The sequence below is a fragment of the Rhodococcus sp. T9N genome (genome assembly GCF_024436645.1).
In the GTDB taxonomy this organism is placed as follows: domain Bacteria; phylum Actinomycetota; class Actinomycetes; order Mycobacteriales; family Mycobacteriaceae; genus Rhodococcus_F; species Rhodococcus_F qingshengii.
The window spans coordinates 96871-115643 of sequence record NZ_JAMSKS010000003.1 but is presented as its reverse complement, the minus strand read 5'-3'; the positions used below and the strand labels follow the sequence as shown (position 1 = coordinate 115643).

Genomic DNA, 18773 nt, shown 5'->3' with positions numbered 1-18773 from the left:
GTCCCGGCCGATCATTGGTGGTGTCCCGGACTCAAACCTGTCCGACAGTGACTCCGGTTCGAACGTCCGGTGCACCGAGGCGCGCCGCATCAGCGGTCAGGTCATCGGGCTGCTCCTGAGATTCCCGCTCGGCTGCAACACGCAACCGGTAGTGTTCGATCTCCTCGGCAATGTGCTCGGGAGTCCAACCCAGCACCGGCGCAACCAGTTCCGCCACTTCGGTAGCTGCCGCATCGCCGCGATCGGTAACCTCGATGGAGATGCGGGTACGACGGGTGAGGATGTCGTCGAGATGCTGCGCACCCTCATGGCTCGCAGCGTAGTGGATCTCCGCCTTGAGGTACTCGGGGGCGGAGTCCAACGGCTGCCCCAGTTCCGGTCGCGCCTCGACGAGTTCGAACAACTCGTCAGCCAGAGTGCCGTACCGACCCAGTAGGTGCTCGATGGTCGAAACGTGCAGTCCCGTGCGCTCAGCGGTGAGATGCCGATTGTTGTGCGCGGCAAAGTAGCCGTCGGCACCCACAAGTTGGATACGCTCGGTGCAGGACTTCGGCACCTTCTGTTCCAATCCGTGCACCGCGGAATCGACAGCGTCCTTGGCCATCACGCGGTAAGTGGTGTACTTGCCACCGGCGACCACCGTCAAACCTCGGACCGGACTCGACACCGCATGCTCACGCGAGAGAGTGCTGGTCGAATCCGATTCGCCGAACAGCAACGGACGCAACCCCGCGTACACACCGACGACGTCCTCGTGCGTCAACTCGTCCTGAAGGAGCTTGTTGACATGTCCGAGGATGTAGTCGATATCGCTTCGGCTCGCTGCCGGATGGGCGAGGTCGAGGTTCCAGTCGGTGTCCGTCGTACCGATGATCCAGTGGCTTCCCCACGGAATCACGAACAGCAGACTCTTCTCGGTCCGCGTGATGATTCCGGTCGCAGAGTTGATGCGGTTTCGCGGGACGACCAAATGCACACCTTTCGAAGCGCGAACCTGGAATTGTCCTCGACCACCTACCATTTCCTGAATCTCGTCAGTCCACACACCGGCGGCGTTGATGACCTGACGAGCACGGATCTCGAACGCGCGACCTGTTTCCAGATCCACGGCCTTCACCCCGACTACGCGGTCCTCCTCACGGAGAAAGCCGATTACGCGGGTGCTGTTGACGCACAGCGCACCGTACTCGGCCGCCGTGCGCGCCAGCATCATCGTGTGGCGGGCGTCATCTACCTGACCCTCGTAGAACTTGACCGAACCCCGGATAGCAGAGCGCTTTCCGGACGGGAACGATTCGAGAGTCTTCTTCTTGCCCACATGCTTGTGGTGTGAGGGAACCCCGCGGCCTGCGCCCATCACGTCGTAGACGCCGATGCCCAGACCGACGTACGGCCGGTCGATCAACTTCTCGAGTGGGTAGATGAACGGCACCGGCTTCGCGAGATGCGGGCACAGCGAATTCAGAACCAGCGACCGCTCACGCAGTGCCTCGAACACGAGCGCAAAATTGAACTGCTCGAGGTAACGCAGTCCGCCGTGGAACAGCTTGCTCGACCTGCTCGAGGTTCCGGACGCGAAGTCGCGAGCCTCCACCAAGCCCACCTTCAGACCGCGAGTTGCGGCGTCGAGCGCGCTACCCGCTCCGACCACGCCACCGCCGATAACGAGGACGTCGAGTTCGGTTTCTTCCAACTTCTTCAGCGACTCCGCCCGCGAGGACGGACTCAATGCTTGTGCTGTGCTCATGAAAACTGTTCCTTCACTTGAAAATAGGTAGAAATGGGGGCGCCGCGATCAGTCTGCGTCGACCCAGTCGAGTGTCCGAGTGACGGCTTTCTGCCAGCCTGCATACAGGCGCTCACGCTCGGCCGAATCCATCGACGGCGTCCAGCTCTTGTCCTTCGCCCAGTTGCTGCGAATGTCGTCCTCGCTCTCCCAGTACCCGACCGCGAGACCAGCGGCGTACGCAGCGCCCAATGCCGTGGTCTCCGCAACGACAGGGCGGATCACCTCGACGTCGAGCAAATCGGCCTGGAATTGCATGAGGAGTTCGTTCGCGACCATTCCGCCGTCGACCTTGAGAACCTTCAAGTCGACACCCGAGTCGAGGTTCATCGCCTCGATCACCTCACGACTCTGGTACGCAGTCGCTTCGAGCACCGCCCGGGCAAGGTGCCCCTTGTTCACGAACCTTGTCAGACCGACGATCGCACCGCGTGCATCCGCGCGCCAATGCGGTGCAAACAGGCCCGAGAACGCGGGCACGAAGTACGCGCCACCGTTGTCGTCCACAGAGCGCGCGTTCACCTCGATGTCGGCCGCGTTGTCGATCATGCCGAGGTTGTCCCGAAGCCACTGGACCAGCGAACCGGTAACGGCGATCGATCCTTCCAGTGCGTAAACCGTTGGCTGCTCACCGATCTTGTAACAGACCGTCGTCAACAAGCCGTTCTTGCTCATCACCTTTTCGGTGCCGGTGTTGAGGAGCACGAAGTTGCCGGTTCCGTAGGTGTTCTTCGCTTCTCCGGGCGAGAGGCAGGCCTGACCGAAAGTCGCTGCTTGCTGATCGCCGAGGATTCCGGCGATCGGCACGCCGGACAACGTTCCGCGTTCGCGCACGAATCCGAAAGTTTCGGACGAGCTGCGAATCTCGGGGAGCATCGATTCGGGGATGCCCATGTCGGCGCAGATCGCCGAATCCCAAGCGAGAGTGTCGAGATCCATCAACAGAGTGCGCGACGCGTTGGTGGGGTCGGTAGCGTGCACTCCGCCGTCGACGCCGCCGGTCATGTTCCACAGCACCCAGGTGTCCATCGTGCCGAAGCACAACTCGCCTGCTTCGGCCTTCTCACGCGCGCCCTCGACGTTGTCGAGAATCCACTTGACCTTGGGGCCCGAAAAGTACGTGGCCAACGGCAATCCGGTGACTTCGGTGTACTTCCTGGGGCCGTCTTCGCCGGCGAGTGCAGTACAGATTCGATCGGTGCGTGTGTCCTGCCAGACGATGGCGTTGTAAACGGGCTTTCCGGTTGCTCGTTCCCAGACCACTGCCGTCTCACGCTGATTGGTGATGCCGACGGATGCGATGTCGGCCGCGGTCAGATCTGCGTTGGCCAAGGCGCCCGCGGTGACGTTGCGGACGTTGTCCCAAATTTCGATCGGATCGTGTTCGACCCAGCCTGCCTGCGGAAAGATCTGTGTGTGCTCGTGCTGTTCGACAGCGACTACGTGCCCACTGTGATCGAAGATCATGCATCGCGTGGAGGTGGTTCCCTGGTCTATCGCGGCTACGAACTGCGCCATCGTGCTACCCCTTTGGTGTCGAAGAAAGTGCGAAAGATTTACTGTCAGAGATGATGATTCGCCATCAGGCCGGTATCGTGGCCGGCTCCTCGGCTGCCTTCTCCACCGACTCGTCAGGCAGGAATCGACCAATCAGCTTGTCGTAGAGGAACACCCCGATCGGAGCGCCGATCAGCGGCCCCACGATGGGCACCCAGAAATACAGGCTCCCGTACTGATCTCGCCAGGCGCTGCCGTAACCGGTGAGATGCGACGCCAGCCGCGGACCGAAGTCACGGGCCGGATTGATGGCGTAACCCGCGTTGGTCGCCCATGCGAATCCGATTGCCACCACGATCAAACCGACGACGAAGGGCGCAAGATTCGCGAGCGGCGGAGTTCCCCGAGTATCGGTCACCGCAACGATGAGGAACAACAGGATCGCCGTGCCGATGATCTGATCTATCAGCGCTGATCCCAGACTGACCGGGAGCGTTCCGTTTCCGGGCATCGTCGAGAAGATCGTCTGAGTCGCCGTTGTGTGTCCGGGATCGATGGCATTGAGCATGTCGTTGTAATTCCACCGGACGATCAGGGCCGCGACAAAGGCTCCAGCGGTCTGCGCCAGCGTGTAGGGCAGGACCTTGCGCCAGGAGAATCCCCGGAAGATCGCAAAGGCGAAGGTCACTGCGGGGTTCAGATGAGCACCCGTCACCCGGCCTGCGACATAGATGCCGAACATGACGCCGAGTCCCCAGGCCCACGCGATACTGTCGTGTCCGCCGAGACCCCCACCGCTCCCGCCGGACACAACCTGCGCCACAACTCCGACGCCGAACAAGATCAAGATCATCGTTCCGGCGAACTCGGCTGCCAACTCGCCTGGAAGCCCTAATCGCTTGGCTTTCTCCATCCCCACCCTCACTTCGTTGTGATGCATGTCATAGTTTGGATTGCTGCACCCGTAGCGTAAGGCCGTTTGCACATTCACGCATAGCTCGTGCACATATGTGCAAATGCCCCATTTGCGCACCGTAACGCGGGTAACAGACACACTTCTGGGACTTTGCGTGATCGAGCGCCTCAGCCTGGGCCTACTCGGATAAGATTCGGTTCAATGCTCTTGCACGTACGTGCAGACAGGACGAACCCATGGAAACTCCCACTTCGGACTCCGCTACCTCCGATCCGGCGGACCCGCGCATCGCCGACGCAGTTCAGGCCGCACGCCTCTACTACTTCCAGGACCAGACCATGGCTGCCATCGGCCGCGACATGGGGGTGTCCCGATCCACCGTCTCCCGATTGATCACCTACGCGCGCACCTCGGGTCTCGTCGAGATCAAGATCAGCACCCCGCACGGCCAGGCTCCTCGCATCGAACGCGAGTTCTCGGAACGGTACGGAGTGCGCGCCCACGTGGTGACCGTGCCGGAACTGGTGGGAGATCTCGAGCGACTCGAAAAGGTCGCAACCTTTGCCGGACGCCTGCTGGCGTCGTTCTTCGACAGCGACATGGTGATGGGGATCGCCTGGGGAACCACACTCAGTGAAGTCAGCAAGCACCTTGCCCCCAAACGCACGTACAACTCGTACGTCGTGCAACTCAACGGCGCCGCGAATACTCGCACCACCGGAATCTCTTACGCCAGCGACATCATCAGAACCATCGCCGACGCCTACGGTGCTCTGCCACAAGGATTTCCGGTGCCTGCCTTCTTCGACTACCCGGAAACTCGGGAGCAACTGTGGCGCGAACGAAGCATCAAACGCGTCTTGGACATGCAGAAGCGAATGGACCTGGCAGTCTTCAGCATCGGCGTACCAGGCGGCAACGTACCGAGTCACGTCTACACCGCCGGATACCTCGAACCCGATGAAGCAGAAGCACTTCGACGCGACGGAGTGGTCGGCGACATCGCAACCGTCTTCTTCCGGTCGGACGGGAGCTACCGCGGAATCGAACTCAACGAGCGCGCGAGCGGCCCGCGACTGGACCTTTTCGAGAAGGTCGCCAGGCGCGTGTGCATCGTCGCCGGAACAGCAAAACTGCCGGCCCTGGAGGGAGCACTACGGGGCGGGCTGATCACCGATCTGATCATCGACGACGTCAGCGCCACCGCGCTGGTGTCCTGACCGCTGCACCAGCTTCTCGATTCCGTCGAGAAGTAAGCCAAGCGAGAAACTGAAATCGAAGGCATCGTCGCCGGCGGCCTCACCCTCCGGGCTGCCGTCCTCGAAGCCGCCTTCCTCGATTGCGGCACTCAGGTAGGGGAATCCCTCCCGATTGATGACACGAGCAATGAGAGCGCCGTATGCGACGTCGTCGTCTGCCGACTGCGCTGAACGAGACGCCAGGTCAGCCGAGAATCGAGCGCGGCCGATGACGAACAACGACACGTTGGTCACCACCTGGAACTTCGACGCGGCGCTCAGGGCGACCCCGTCGAGGGCGCTCAGACCCGCGTCGAGCCACGCCATGTTGTTGGGCCCGGTCGGTGGAGCCGTGATGGGCAGCTTGAGCCACCACGGTCGACTCAGCATCGTGGCGTACTCCTGATTCGCCCACGCCTCGAGCTTGACGCGCCAGGTCACGCCGTCGGGAATTACCGGCGGCGGCCCGATCACCCGATCCGAAATCAGTTCGATCAGTTCGTCTTTGCTTGCCACGTAGCGGTAGAGCGACATGGTCGTGAACCCGAGCGCTTTGGCCACGCGGCCCATCGACAGAGCGGTGACGCCTTCTGCGTCGGCCAATTCGATCGCGGTGTCGAGAATTTGCTCGAGACTGAGCCCCTTCTTCGGACCCCGCGTTCCCGGCTGGTCCAGTCCCCAGGCCAGTTCAACTGCTCTCGGTAGCGCTCCGCGATCCATAAGCTCCCACTCTTCACTCTTGCCATCATCCTAGAACTGTGTACGCTATAAACACGAGTTTATGACATACACAGTTCTTACTTGGAGGTCTCGATGTCAGGAACGATCCCCGCAATCTCGGTCCGCGGACTCCGTAAGCGCTACGGCGATCAACAGGTACTGGCTGGACTCGACCTGGCGGTCCCGGCCGGATCGGTGTACGCCCTCCTCGGCGCGAACGGCGCCGGAAAGACCACGGCCGTAAGAATTCTCACCACCCTCATCCCCTTCGACGGAGGCGAGGTCATGGTCGCGGGGCATTCACTGCCCGGAGATCCACAGAACGTTCGGCGACGCATCAGCGTGACCGGGCAGTACGCAGCCGTCGACACCTTGCTGACCGGATTCGAGAACCTCACCCTACTGGGCGAACTGAATCACCTGGGCCGGAAGAACTCCCGTCGCCGTGCCGAGGAATTGCTCGACCAGTTCGTTTTGACGGACTTCGGCGACAAACGCGCCGGCAACTACTCGGGCGGCATGCTCAGACGACTCGACATCGCAATGAGCCTCGTCGCCCGACCGGACGTCGTCTTTCTCGACGAACCCACCACCGGCCTGGACCCGCGAAGCCGCCACGACATGTGGTCGATCGTTCGAGGACTCACAGCGTCAGGCGTCACCATCTTCCTCACCACCCAATACCTCGACGAGGCAGACGAATTGGCCGATACGGTCGGCGTGCTGAGCGGCGGCCGCATCGTCGCCGAGGGAACACCGGACGAACTCAAACGCCTTGTTCCCGGCGGCCACGTCGCACTGCAATTCGAGAACCTGGCCCAACTCGAACTCGCCGCGGCATCACTGCCGCAGGCGCATTCGAATGCCGAGACCTTGACCCTGCACATCCCTTCCGACGGGGCAGTTCCGTCGATCAAAGCGATCCTCGACTCGATCGACGATCCGTCGATCACCGTCGAGAAGTTCTCCGTTCACACTCCGGATCTGGACGACGTGTTCTTCGCGCTCACCGGATCAGGCCAACCCGAGATTGCGAGCGTTCGATGACCTCCACCATTGCAATCGATTCCGCGGTGATGCTCCGCCGGAATCTCAAACACGTTCTGCGCAGTCCGGATTCGATGATCACCGCGATAGCCCTTCCGGTCATGCTCATGCTGCTGTTCGTCTACGTCTTCGGCGGCGCCATCAACACCGGTAGCGAGTACATCGACTACGTAGTGCCCGGAATCATCCTTCTGTGCGCCGGTTTCGGCGCCTCGACCACCGCGGTCAGCGTCTCGAGCGACATGAAGGACGGGATCATCGACCGTTTCCGGACCTTGGCGATATCTCCGCCGTCGGTCCTGACCGGTCATGTACTGGCCAGCGTCGTCCGCAACGTCCTGACTACGGCGATCGTGGTCGTCGTTGCGCTGATCATGGGATTTCGCCCGACCAGCGATCCGTTGCGCTGGCTCGGCGTCGCCGCTGTGATCGTCGCCTTCGTCTTTGCCATGTCGTACCTCTCGACAGCTTTGGGACTCTTGGCCAAGAACCCGGAGGCTGCAAGCGGATTCACCTTCGCCATCATGTTCCTGCCCTACGTCAGCACTGCTTTCGTACCGGCTGAGACCATGCCGTCCTGGCTGCAGGGGTTTGCCCGGCACCAACCGGTGACTCCGATCATCGAGACTGTGCGCGGACTCCTGATGGGCACGCCGATCGGGAACAGCGCGGCCATCGCCCTCGCGTGGTGCCTGGGCATCGCCGCCGTGGGATTCGTGTGGTCGAACTGGCTCTACCGACGAAAGACCGCGAGCTGACCACACAAGAAAGCCCCACACCTGACGGTGCGGGGCTGCTTGTGCTGTGCGCCTTTATTAACCGCGGGGGGTTAATAAAGGCGCACAGTGGATTACTTGGCGTCCAGCAGATCGATCACGAAGACCAAGGTCTTGCCGGAAAGCTGGTGCCCTGCACCGGCGGGGCCGTATGCCAGCTCCGGCGGAATGGTGAGCTGACGGCGTCCGCCGACCTTCATGCCCGGGATGCCGTCCTGCCAGCCCTTGATCAGGCCACGAAGCGGGAACTGAATGGACTCGCCACGGCTCCAGGAAGAGTCGAACTCTTCGCCGGACTCGAACTCGACACCGACGTAGTGAACGTCGACGGTGCCACCGGGAACGGCTTCGGCGCCTTCTCCGACAACCAGATCCTTGATGACCAGATCGGTCGGCGCGGGGCCTTCCTGGAACTCGATTACGGGCTTGCTACTCATGGGTCCTCCTCGTTGAGGCGAAATGTTGGGTACAGAAGACTAGCGGGTGGTGATATCGCTAGGTCACGCGTCAGCGGGACGTGATGTCTCTGTAGTCACGCTCGGTGTAGCCGGTGTAGATCTGGCGCGGGCGGCCGATCTTCGTAGCCGGATCCTCGTGCATTTCACGCCAGTGCGCAATCCAGCCGGGCAGACGGCCCATGGCGAACAGCACCGTGAACATGCGCGGCGGGAAGCCCATCGCGCGGTAGATGAGGCCGGTGTAGAAGTCGACGTTCGGGTAAAGCTTGCGCTCGATGAAGTAGTCGTCCGTGAGGGCGGCCTCTTCGAGTTGCATTGCGATGTTGAGCAGTTCGTCGTCGCCGCCGAGCTTGGCGAGGATGGTGTGCGCGGTTTCGCGGACCAGCGCAGCGCGCGGATCGTAGTTGCGGTAGACGCGGTGTCCGAAGCCCATGAGCTTCACGCCGTCTTCCTTGTTCTTGACCTTGCGGACGAACTCGGCTGCGGTGCTGCCGCTGGCCTTGATCTCGTCGAGCATCTCGAGCACTGCCTGGTTGGCGCCGCCGTGCAGCGGGCCCCACAGCGCGTTGATGCCGGCCGAGACGGAGGTGAACAGGTTGGCGTCCGACGAGCCGACCATACGCACGGTCGACGTGGAGCAGTTCTGCTCGTGGTCTGCGTGCAGGATCAGCAGCATGTCGAGTGCCTTGGCGACCTCGGGATCACCCTGGTACGGCTCGGCGGGGAAGCCGAACGTCATACGCATGAAGTTCTCGACCAGGTTCAACGAGTTGTCCGGGTACAGGAACGGCTGTCCGACGGACTTCTTGTACGCGTACGCAGCGATGGTCGGCAGCTTCGCGAGAAGACGGATGGTGGACAGTTCCACCTGCTCCGGATCCTCGGGATCGAGCGAATCCTGGTAGTACGCCGACAATGCGTTCACTGCGGACGAGAGAACCGGCATCGGGTGAGCGTTGCGCGGGAATCCGTCGAAGAACCGCTTGAGGTCCTCGTGAAGCAGGGTGTGTCGACGGATGCGGTCCGTGAAGGACTCGAGCTGGGCGTCGGTCGGCAGTTCGCCGTAGATCAGCAGGTAGCTGACCTCGATGAACGTCGACTTACCTGCCAACTGCTCGATGGGATATCCGCGGTAACGCAGGATTCCCTTCTCACCGTCGATGTAGGTGATTGCAGAACTGGTGGATGCAGTGTTCACAAAACCGGGGTCAAGGGTGGTGTACCCCGTTGTGGCCAGCAGCTTTCCCAGCTCGATGCCGTCATTGCCCTCTGTTGCCCTGGCAATGGACATCGTGTACTCACCACCGGGGTAAGTAAGCGTGGGCTTTGTGTCATTGTCAGCGGGCACGAAGGATCCCTCTCAAGCTCGAACCAACGAGTAACTACATGCGATCAACTAGAAACTAGTCGCACGGGAGAGATCGTGCCGAAGGAGGGTCGCTCCACGGCTATTTTTCGGGTACTCACGAACCCGACATACCCACCGAAACTGAAACATGTTCCAGTCTGGGCTTTCCCACTCGCGTGACCGGTACTCCAGTCTACGGAATCGCGCATTTACCCACACTGATCTGCAAATCTCGGCTGCAATTCGCAAATGGGAGCAACGTCGGACCTTCCGGACCACTGACACGGGGTACCGAAAACCGATCGTTATCGGCTGATGCCTACTTGGTGTTACACGATCCCACGGTATGAGAGCCGGATCACAGCGCCTTGATGCCCCAGCTACCCGTCCACGTCTGACCCGGATGAAGCACCAGGAGATCGATGCCCGAGTTGAAGGCGTCAGGCGGGCAGGTCATCGGCTCCAAAGCCAATGCGCGCCCACGGTCGGGATACCCCTTGTCGTTGGCGGGATCTGCGATGAAGGCCTGAATCCACGGGAACTCGCGGTTGGTCCACAGGGCAGTGCCCGTTCCATCCGGAGCCAGCAGCTCGTGTTGCGTGCGACCACTGCCGTCGACGACGTCCAATGCGCTGTACGGAGTGTCCAACTGCACCCCGGCAAGCAGTCTCGGTGTCCGGAAGTCGTAGTCCGTACCGGCGACTGCCTGCGAATACGCGTTCGGCAGCATCCTCGCCGGATCGATCGGCAACCGCGTGCCTGATGCCAGATGCAGAGCACATTCGTCGAGCGGAAAGTCGCCGGCGCGAATGAAGGTGTGCATTCCGAGCCCGAACGGCGACGAGGTCGCACCCTTGTTCGTGGCCGTGTGCGTGACGGTCAGTCCGTCGGCACCGACCTCGTAGGCGACCGTCAGCTGCAACGGATAGGGCCAACCCTTGTGAAGTCCCACGTCGACCGACAGTTCGACGCGCTCGTACGTGTGGTCCACGAGGCTCCAATTGCGACGCCGGACGAACCCGTGGCTCGCGTTCCCCAGCGCAGGTTCGGTGATCTCGAGTTGATGCTCGATCCCGTCGAACATGAAGTGCCCGTCGCGAATTCGGTTGGGCCACGGCGCGAGAACCAATCCGGCCGACAGCGGTGGCTTCGATCCGAGTGCCCAGGTCTCGGTCAGCGCGCGCTGACCGTTCGGTCCTTCGTGATCGAGTAGCCGCAACCCGGCACCGGCCGCGGCGATCTCGGCTCGATAGCCTCCACCACGGATCTCGAACCCTCCCCTACCCGTGCTGTGCGGCGCAGTCATACGTACCAGTTTCCACCACGAGCGACCGGTTAACCAGGACGTCAGACGGCGCGTCCCACCTTGTAGCGAACGAATGCCGGGAATGCGAGGGCAGAAAGGACAACACCGACAATCACCAGGAAGCCGCCGCCCGCTGCCGCGACACCGGTCCCGAACAGGAAGGCCGCACCGCCGTGCAGCACGTCACCGATACGCGGACCACCTGCCACGACCACGATGAACACGCCCTGCAGTCGTCCGCGCATGTCGTCGGTTGCCACTTGCTGGAGCATCGTGCTGCGGAAAGCCGCCGAGACCATGTCGACGGCTCCGCCGAATGCCAGGAACGCGACCGCCACCCAGAGCAGAATCACACTGGAACCGGGACTCGCGAAGTACACGGCAACGCCGAAGCCGACCATGGACAGCCCCCACAGCGCGATGCAGACCAGAACGGCTCGCCCCTGGTACTGAACCCGTGGCAACCAACCCGAGAAGACTCCGCCCAGAACGGCTCCCACCGACATCGCCGCGAACAGCAGTCCCAGCGCAAAACCGCCGCTGGCGGGATCACCGAAGGATTCGTGGGCAATCTCCGGGAACAGTGCTCGCGACATCCCGAACACCATCGCGATGATGTCCACCACGAACGACGCGAGCAGAACCTTCTGCGTCGCGAGATACGTGAAACCGCCGAGGACCTCGCTCAATCCGGCTCGCCGAGACGTTCCGGTCGGCGGAATCGCCGGGAGCTTCCATACCGCCCACAGTGTGGCGAGAAGAAAGATCGAGTCGAGCAGGTACAGCAGTTGCAGACCGGCCGACGGTATGAGGACACCCGCCAGTAGCGGGCCGGCTATCGCACCGAACTGCACGACAGTCATGTTCAGCGAGTTCGCGGCCGGTAACTGCCTGCCCGGAATCAACCGAGGGATGATCGCCGCTCGCGTCGGCTGGTTCACCGCGAAGAACGCCTGTTGAACCGAGAACAATCCGAGCACCAACCACACGTTGTTCACGTTCAGGGCAGCCTGGATCCAGAACAGCACCGACGTGACGCCGAGTCCGATCGAGGTGATCATCAACAGCCGTCGTCGATCCATGACGTCGGCCAGTGCGCCGCCCCACAGACCGAAAACGACCAGCGGGACCAGACCGAAGATTCCCGTCAGACCGACGTAGGCCGAGCTTCGGGTGATCTCGTACACCTGTTGCGGTACGGCGACCACGCTGAGCTGAGCGCCGATGACGGTGACGATGCCGGCCGTCCACAGCCGTCGATAGTCGCGATTCTCGAGCGGAGTCGTGTCCGCGAGTAGCCGGCTCACGGCTGGAGACGGACGGCGGACCACTGTCCGTCGACCAGGCTCGTGCGAACTCGATTGTGCATGCGGTTCGCGCGTCCTTGCCAGAACTCGACGGACTCGGGCCGAATCAGAATCCCGCCCCAGTTCGGTGGCACCGGAATCTCACCGTCCACGCCGAATCGAGCAGCGACCTCACGCAGTTGCCCGTCGAGATCGGCACGCGAGTCGATCGGACGAGACTGCGACGACGCCCACGCGCCGAGCTGTGAACCTCGAGGCCTGGTTCGCCAATACTCCTGCGTCAGTTGAGCACTCACCCGCTCGGTGGTGCCGCGGACGATCACCTGCCTGGCAAGGGTCAGCCACGTGAAGTTCGCCGACGCGTACGGGTGGGCGTCGAGGTGACGAGCCTTGTCGGATCCGTAGTTGGTGAAGAAGAGGACGCCGTCCTCGCTGAGCCCTTTGCAGAGCACGGTGCGCGACGCCGGACGGCCACCGTCGTCCACCGTCGACAGAGTCATGGCGTTGGGCTCCGGCGCGTCAGCTTCGACGGCGTCCACGAGCCATTGGCGCATGAGGGGCAGCCAACCGGTTTCGACAACCGAAGTATCCAATTCCGCACTCATGCGGTCCTCGACGGACTCCGATTCGCTGCCTGCTTGCGGATAGCCCACACGCATGGCCGCGAGTTCGTTGTCCACCGCCTGCGGGTCCTGACGTTCATTCGACACAGCCGAGAACGCTACTCCCGGGTACTCACTGGCCAACGGCTACGCGGCACGCGCTAAAGTTTGCCGTGGCTAGACCCGACCCGGACCGCGAGCCGCACCAGCGACAGCGCCGAATCGGGACGAGACGATTGCGCAGTACAAAACACGGTGCGTGCTCATCCCTGCGAGCACCGAGGCGCAGTCACTGAAGCTGAGGCAGTGCGACTGTAGACCTGGCGCACTCGAACGAGGAGAGTCCACGAGAATGGCAGCGAGCGCAGCAATACCGGACGATTTTGTGAGCGGACTCGAAGGCGTCGTCGCCTTCACCAGCGATATCGCAGAACCCGACAAGGACGGCGGCGCACTGCGCTACCGCGGAGTCGACATCGAAGACCTGGTCGGCCAGAGGGTCACCTTCGGCAACGTATGGGCCCTTCTCGTCGACGGCCGCTTCGGCCCCGGCCTCCCGCCGGCCGAGCCGTTCCCCCTCCCCATTCACACCGGCGACGTCCGTGTCGACGTTCAGGCCGGACTGGCGATGCTGGCTCCCATCTGGGGCTACCAGCCGCTCCTCGACATCGATGACGAGACCGCCCGCGACCAGCTCGCCCGCGCATCCGTCATGGCGCTGTCGTACGTCGCGCAGTCCGCTCGCGGCATCTACCAGCCGGCAGTCCCGCAGAGCCGCATCGACGAGGCCAAGACCGTCACCGAACGCTTCATGGTTCGCTGGAAGGGTGAGCCCGATCCGGCACACGTCGAGGCAATCGACGCGTACTGGGTCTCGGCAGCCGAGCACGGCATGAACGCCTCCACCTTCACGGCCCGCGTCATCGCCTCCACGGGCGCCGACGTCGCGGCTTCGCTTTCCGGCGCCATCGGCGCGATGTCCGGCCCGCTGCACGGCGGCGCACCGGCCCGCGTTCTTCCGATGATCGAAGAGACCGAGAAGACCGGCGACGCCCGCGCACTGGTCAAGGGAATCCTCGACCGCAAGGAAAAGCTCATGGGCTTCGGACACCGCGTCTACCGCGCCGAAGATCCCCGTGCACGCGTGCTCCGCGCCACGGCCAAGCGCCTCAACGCTCCCCGCTACGAGGCTGCCGCAGCTCTCGAGCAGGCTGCACTGGCAGAACTGCGTGAGCGTCGTCCCGATCGCGCGATCGAGACCAACGTCGAGTTCTGGGCCGCCGTCATCCTCGACTTCGCCGAGGTTCCCGCGCACATGATGCCTGCCATGTTCACCTGTGGCCGCACCGCCGGCTGGTGTGCACACATCCTCGAGCAGAAGCGTCTCGGTAAACTGGTACGCCCGGCCGCCATCTACACCGGCCCGGCGCCCCGTACTCCGGAGTCGGTCGAGGGCTGGGACCAGATCAGCCACGCGTAGTACCCCGCTCGAATTCGCCAATCACGGTAGTACAGAACACAAGTGAAGGAACAGAAAGAAGCGATGACCTCCACACCGATCATCCCCGCCGACCTCAAGCCCGCCGACGGACGCTTCGGCTGCGGTCCTTCCAAGGTTCGCCCCGAGCAGCTGCAGTCCCTGGTCGAGGTGGGCGCTTCGGTGTTCGGCACCAGCCATCGCCAGAAGCCGGTCAAGAACGTTGTGGCCAGCATTCGTTCCGGCCTCGCCGATCTGTTCTCACTGCCCGAGGGCTACGAGGTCGTCCTCGGCAACGGCGGAACCACTGCGTTCTGGGATGCGGCCGCATTCGGCCTCATCCGCGAGAAGTCGCTGCACCTGACCAACGGCGAATTCAGCTCCAAGTTCGCTTCGGTCGCCAAGGCCAACCCGTTCATCGGTGACCCGATCGTCGTTTCCGCCGATCCGGGCAGCGCACCGGTGCCGGTCTCCGACCCGTCCGTCGATCTCATCGGCTGGGCGCACAACGAGACTTCCACCGGTGTGTCGATCCCCGTCTCGCGTCCCGCGGGTTCGGAGAACGCACTGATCGCCATCGACGCCACCTCGGGCGCCGGCGGACTTCCGGTCAATGTCGCCGATTCCGACGTCTACTACTTCGCTCCGCAGAAGTGCTTCGCTGCAGACGGCGGACTGTGGATCGCGCTGATGAGCCCGGCCGCCCTCGAACGCGTCGCGGAGATCAAGGATTCGGGACGCTGGACGCCTGACTTCCTCTCGCTGCCCATCGCCGTGGACAACAGCTCCAAGGATCAGACGTACAACACCCCGGCCCTGGCCACCCTCTTGCTCTTCGCCAACCAGATCGAGTGGATGAACAGCAACGGCGGCCTCGACTGGACTACCGCTCGCACCGCGGATTCGTCCTCGCGCCTGTACAACTGGGCCGAGGCCAGTGAGTTCGCAACGCCGTTCGTCGCTGATCCGGCACACCGCTCGCAGGTTGTCGGCACCATCGACTTCAACGACGACGTCGACGCTGCCGAGGTGGCAAAGATCCTGCGCGCCAACGGAATCGTCGATACCGAGCCGTACCGCAAGCTCGGCCGCAACCAGCTGCGCGTCGGCATGTTCCCGGCCATCGACCCCGATGACGTCACCGCTCTCACCAAGAGCATCGACTGGGTCGTTTCTCAGCTCGGCTGATTTTCACATTTGCTTCACCGCTCGGCCCCCGGCATGACGTCGGGGGCCGAGCGTCGTTTGCGCCAGGCCTTGTGAGCTACCACACCGGTGGGCGGATCCGAGGTCATCTCGCCCTGCGTGTCCTGCCGAGTCCATGGTCACGAATGAATTACAGTTGAGCGCGGCGCAAAGTCGCGAGCCGGCGCGATAAGGAGGTCAATGTGCGAGAGCTTCGAGTGATCGGACTTGAACCCGATGGATCGCATGTGGTGTGCGCAGATGCTGAAACCGGCCAGAAATTCCGGCTTCCCGCCGATGACAAACTTCGTGCAGCTTCCCGCGGAGACGTGGCTCGACTCGGCCAGATTGAGATCGAAATGGAAAGCCAACTCCGTCCCCGCGAAATTCAGGCGCGCATTCGTTCCGGTGCTTCCGTAGAGCAGGTCGCCGAAGAAGCGAAGATCCCCATCAGCAAGGTCGAGCGCTTTGCGTACCCCGTTCTGCTCGAGCGCTCCCGCGCCGCGGAAATGGCGCAGGGCGGACACCCGGTGCGCGACAACGGTCCGACAGTTCCCACCCTCTCCGAAATCGTGACCCACGCATTCCGCGCCCGCGGCCACAGTATCGACGAGGCCACCTGGGATGCCTGGCGCGACGAGGACAATCAGTGGGTCGCGCAGTTGCAGTGGCAGGCCGGCCGCACCACCAACGCCGCGCACTGGCGCTACCAGCCCGACGCGCACGGCGGAACGATCGTCGCACTCGACGACGCGGCATTCGACTTGATCGATCCCGACTTCGGTCGCCCGCTCCGCGGCCTGGTACCGGTGGTCTCGAACGAACCGGAACAGCTCGAACTGTCCCGATTCGACGTCGAACCGGTGGCGGAGATCGAGCCCGAGCCCGCAGCAGTTTCCGAGCGGACAGCAGTTTCCGAGCGCACAGTAGTCCCCGAGCGGACGGTGGTGGCGGAACGGATCGTGGCGCCCGAACCGATTGCTGTCGAGCCGGAAACCGTCGTCACCGAAGAGGTTCCCGAACCCGCACCGGATGTGACCCCGAAAACCGCTCCGCAGCAGACGCAGACCAAGGACAAGCGCGGACGGCCTGCTCTTCCCTCGTGGGACGACGTACTCCTCGGGGTCCGCAGCAGCGGTCGCTGACCCGAAGGAAAGTATTCTTCTTTCGAGCGAGGCTGAGGAGAGAGGGCTGCCGGTGGCTGCACGGGTATCGACGATCTGGTTTCTGGGCGGCGCAGACGCTCGCACCGAATTGAGCAGGTACCCACAGCCGGATCAGACCGAGGCCCTGAAAATCGCCATGTCGCTGTACCCGGACAAGGAGTTCGAGTCGCTCGGGCCTCAGCCGCTGTCGATGGCCGCGACGGTGAGCCCCGGCTACGTCTTCGTCGGCGCGTACGGTCGAGTGAGTGTCGTCTGCAGCTCCGAACTCAGCACCTTCGTCCCCTCGAAACTGCCTGATTCCTGGCACCTTTCGGCAGAGGGGGGCTCGACGCTGTTGATCAGCTCCGTCCCCGAAACCGCGCAGGGTTCGTTTGCACTGTGGGAGGACGGCGAGCTACGACGCTCGTTCAGTGCCATCCCGATCGACATCGTCGAAAATCTGGGGATCCCACAGACCTGGGAACTGGAATTCTGGGCCGGCAACCATCCCCTGCGTTACCCGCCCGGGATCCTGCCTGATCCGCAGTCACTTCCGTTCCACCCGCAACAGTTCGCGGAGTCCGCCAACCTCGAGTGGCTGGGATTTCGATACACCGGCGCGCCGCGAGAACACGAACTCGACACAACGCAGATTCTCCTGTGGGGCTTCAAGATTCACCGACCCGGCGAGGCACCCAAACCTGCACCACCAGCCCCCGCGCCGATGCCCGAGCAGGCGCCGACAGAGGTACCCATGCCCGAAAAAATGCCGCCGATCCACGACGCACTGGTGGCCAAGCCGCGCGGCCGCCTCGCTCGGTACTTCGGCTTCAAGTAGCGCCGAGCAGCCTCACAGGTTCACGCGGCTATCGCTGCGATCCACCCGAGCGGTACGCCGGCTACCGCGCCGTAGACCACCCATCGCCAGACGGGGACGGCTCGCCAGCGCCAGACGGTCGGCGCAAGTCCGCCTACCGCAATGACATTGACGACAACCGCCAGGAGCACGTTCACGTTGCCCAGCGCGACACAGAACGCCGCGACGGCACTGGTCGAGAGCATGGCTGCGAACACCGACACCGCGCTTCCGGTGAACCAGGGCGTGCGGTCCTGAGTCACCGGCCGGTCCTGACACGTTCGTAGAAGGCCATCGCCGCTGCGGTCGCGACGTTGAGCGAGTCGGTGCCGGGCGCCATCGGTATCTTGGCACGAATATCGGTGGCCCGCATCGCATGTTCGGTCAAACCTGGCCCCTCGGCGCCCAGCAGTAGCGCTACCTTCTCCCCGGTCATCGCTTCGGCCAAAGTGACCGCTTCCGGATTCGGAGTCAAGGAAATGAGCTGAAAACCGTTGCCACGCAGCTCATCCAAGTCGTGTGGCCACTTTGCCACATGCGCGAAGGGCACTCGCAGCACGTGCCCCATCGACACACGGACCGACCGCCGGTACAGCGGGTCGGCACAACCCTTCCCGAACAGAACTGCATCGACACCGAGCCCCGCCGCGTTGCGGAACATCGAGCCGAGATTCTCGTGATCGTTGACGCCTTCGAGAACCACGACGGTCTTCGCGTCCTTCAACACGTCCGAGACCGCGAGCGGTGCCGGGCGTGCTGCTGCAGCGAGGACGCCGCGGTTGAGGTGAAATCCGACGACCTCGGCCATCACTTCGGCGCTCGTACGGTAGAACGGCACGTCCACCCCGTCGAGATCGTCAGCGAGCTCCAGGAGCCGTCGTTCGACGCCGAGGAGACTGATCGGCTCGAACCGCGAAGTCAGCAGTCGCTGAGTGACGAACACTCCCTCGGCGATGACCAGTCCCTTGCCCTCCGGCAGGTCGGGGCGCCGATCCGAAGAGTTGAGATCGCGAAAGTCATCCAGCCGGGGATCGGCGGGATCTGAGATGTCGATGACGTGAACCACGGGTCTATCGTGCCGTACGCACCGCGAGCCCCCCACCACTACT

The 18773-nt window shown here is 63.0% G+C and carries 18 protein-coding genes; 7 read left to right on the top strand and 11 right to left on the bottom strand.

Features of this window, described 5'->3' with window-relative positions; genetic code table 11:
- Positions 1-31: 31 nt before the first annotated feature.
- The 3 genes from M1L53_RS06945 to M1L53_RS06935 all read right to left on the bottom strand — a co-directional run bounded on the left by M1L53_RS06945 (position 32) and on the right by M1L53_RS06935 (position 4196).
- Positions 32-1747 carry a glycerol-3-phosphate dehydrogenase/oxidase gene (locus tag M1L53_RS06945; protein WP_030535370.1) on the bottom strand — a complete coding sequence of 572 codons (1716 nt, stop codon included), beginning with the start codon at positions 1745-1747 and terminating at the stop codon, positions 32-34.
- Positions 1748-1795: 48 nt separating this feature from the next.
- On the bottom strand, positions 1796-3304 hold the full coding sequence (glpK, locus tag M1L53_RS06940; protein ID WP_003939742.1) for a glycerol kinase GlpK: 1509 nt from the start codon (positions 3302-3304) through the stop codon (positions 1796-1798).
- A 64-nt stretch (positions 3305-3368) separates the two neighbouring features.
- Entirely contained in the window at positions 3369-4196 is an 828-nt protein-coding gene (locus M1L53_RS06935) for an MIP/aquaporin family protein (protein WP_054188873.1), read from the bottom strand.
- A gap of 239 nt (positions 4197-4435) precedes the next feature.
- Between M1L53_RS06935 and M1L53_RS06930 the strand changes: the two genes are divergently transcribed.
- Positions 4436-5419 carry a sugar-binding transcriptional regulator gene (locus M1L53_RS06930; RefSeq protein ID WP_007733475.1) on the top strand — a complete coding sequence of 328 codons (984 nt, stop codon included), beginning with the start codon at positions 4436-4438 and terminating at the stop codon, positions 5417-5419.
- Here M1L53_RS06930 and M1L53_RS06925 read toward each other — a convergent pair.
- Positions 5354-6157: a TetR/AcrR family transcriptional regulator gene (locus M1L53_RS06925; RefSeq protein WP_007733476.1), complete on the bottom strand. Its 804-nt coding sequence runs from the start codon at positions 6155-6157 to the stop codon at positions 5354-5356. The two genes, M1L53_RS06930 and M1L53_RS06925, sit on opposite strands and share 66 nt — an antisense overlap.
- A 93-nt stretch (positions 6158-6250) precedes the next feature.
- On the opposite strand from M1L53_RS06925, the gene M1L53_RS06920 reads away from it, so the two are divergent.
- Positions 6251-7204 carry an ATP-binding cassette domain-containing protein gene (locus tag M1L53_RS06920; protein WP_054188874.1) on the top strand — a complete coding sequence of 318 codons (954 nt, stop codon included), beginning with the start codon at positions 6251-6253 and terminating at the stop codon, positions 7202-7204.
- Positions 7201-7962, top strand: coding sequence for an ABC transporter permease (locus tag M1L53_RS06915; protein WP_007733480.1), 762 nt, complete (start codon positions 7201-7203; stop codon positions 7960-7962). The genes M1L53_RS06920 and M1L53_RS06915 overlap by 4 nt, the downstream gene beginning before the upstream one ends.
- A 92-nt stretch (positions 7963-8054) precedes the next feature.
- On the opposite strand, the gene M1L53_RS06910 is transcribed toward M1L53_RS06915, so the two are convergent.
- The 5 genes from M1L53_RS06910 to pdxH all read right to left on the bottom strand — a co-directional run bounded on the left by M1L53_RS06910 (position 8055) and on the right by pdxH (position 13109).
- Positions 8055-8417, bottom strand: coding sequence for an FKBP-type peptidyl-prolyl cis-trans isomerase (locus tag M1L53_RS06910; protein WP_003940440.1), 363 nt, complete (start codon positions 8415-8417; stop codon positions 8055-8057).
- 70 nt (positions 8418-8487) lie between these two features.
- Positions 8488-9786, bottom strand: a complete 1299-nt coding sequence (locus tag M1L53_RS06905; RefSeq protein ID WP_003940509.1) for a citrate synthase — start codon at positions 9784-9786, stop codon at positions 8488-8490.
- 358 nt (positions 9787-10144) lie between these two features.
- Entirely contained in the window at positions 10145-11092 is a 948-nt protein-coding gene (locus M1L53_RS06900) for an aldose 1-epimerase family protein (protein ID WP_054188875.1), read from the bottom strand.
- Between the two features lie 41 nt (positions 11093-11133).
- On the bottom strand, positions 11134-12399 hold the full coding sequence (locus M1L53_RS06895) for an MFS transporter (RefSeq protein WP_021332219.1): 1266 nt from the start codon (positions 12397-12399) through the stop codon (positions 11134-11136).
- Positions 12396-13109: a pyridoxamine 5'-phosphate oxidase gene (gene pdxH / locus M1L53_RS06890; RefSeq protein WP_042451217.1), complete on the bottom strand. Its 714-nt coding sequence runs from the start codon at positions 13107-13109 to the stop codon at positions 12396-12398. The genes M1L53_RS06895 and pdxH overlap by 4 nt, the downstream gene beginning before the upstream one ends.
- Before the next feature lie 244 nt (positions 13110-13353).
- On the opposite strand from pdxH, the gene M1L53_RS06885 reads away from it, so the two are divergent.
- From M1L53_RS06885 to M1L53_RS06870, 4 genes are all read left to right on the top strand, one after another.
- Positions 13354-14481: a citrate synthase 2 gene (locus M1L53_RS06885; RefSeq protein WP_003940025.1), complete on the top strand. Its 1128-nt coding sequence runs from the start codon at positions 13354-13356 to the stop codon at positions 14479-14481.
- Between the two features lie 63 nt (positions 14482-14544).
- Entirely contained in the window at positions 14545-15666 is a 1122-nt protein-coding gene (gene serC / locus M1L53_RS06880; RefSeq protein ID WP_007733484.1) for a phosphoserine transaminase, read from the top strand.
- A gap of 200 nt (positions 15667-15866) precedes the next feature.
- Positions 15867-16808, top strand: a complete 942-nt coding sequence (gene sepH, locus M1L53_RS06875; protein ID WP_003940223.1) for a septation protein SepH — start codon at positions 15867-15869, stop codon at positions 16806-16808.
- Positions 16809-16860: 52 nt separating this feature from the next.
- Positions 16861-17646 (top strand): DUF6928 family protein, encoded by a 786-nt coding sequence (locus M1L53_RS06870; protein WP_054188876.1) that lies wholly within the window; start codon positions 16861-16863, stop codon positions 17644-17646.
- Positions 17647-17666: 20 nt separating this feature from the next.
- Here M1L53_RS06870 and M1L53_RS06865 read toward each other — a convergent pair whose 3' ends face one another.
- Together M1L53_RS06865 and M1L53_RS06860 are read right to left on the bottom strand one after the other, a co-directional pair.
- Positions 17667-17927 carry a DUF2537 domain-containing protein gene (locus M1L53_RS06865; RefSeq protein ID WP_054188877.1) on the bottom strand — a complete coding sequence of 87 codons (261 nt, stop codon included), beginning with the start codon at positions 17925-17927 and terminating at the stop codon, positions 17667-17669.
- Positions 17924-18730: an RNA methyltransferase gene (locus M1L53_RS06860; protein ID WP_003939731.1), complete on the bottom strand. Its 807-nt coding sequence runs from the start codon at positions 18728-18730 to the stop codon at positions 17924-17926. The genes M1L53_RS06865 and M1L53_RS06860 overlap by 4 nt, the downstream gene beginning before the upstream one ends.
- Between the last annotated feature and the right edge of the window lie 43 nt (positions 18731-18773).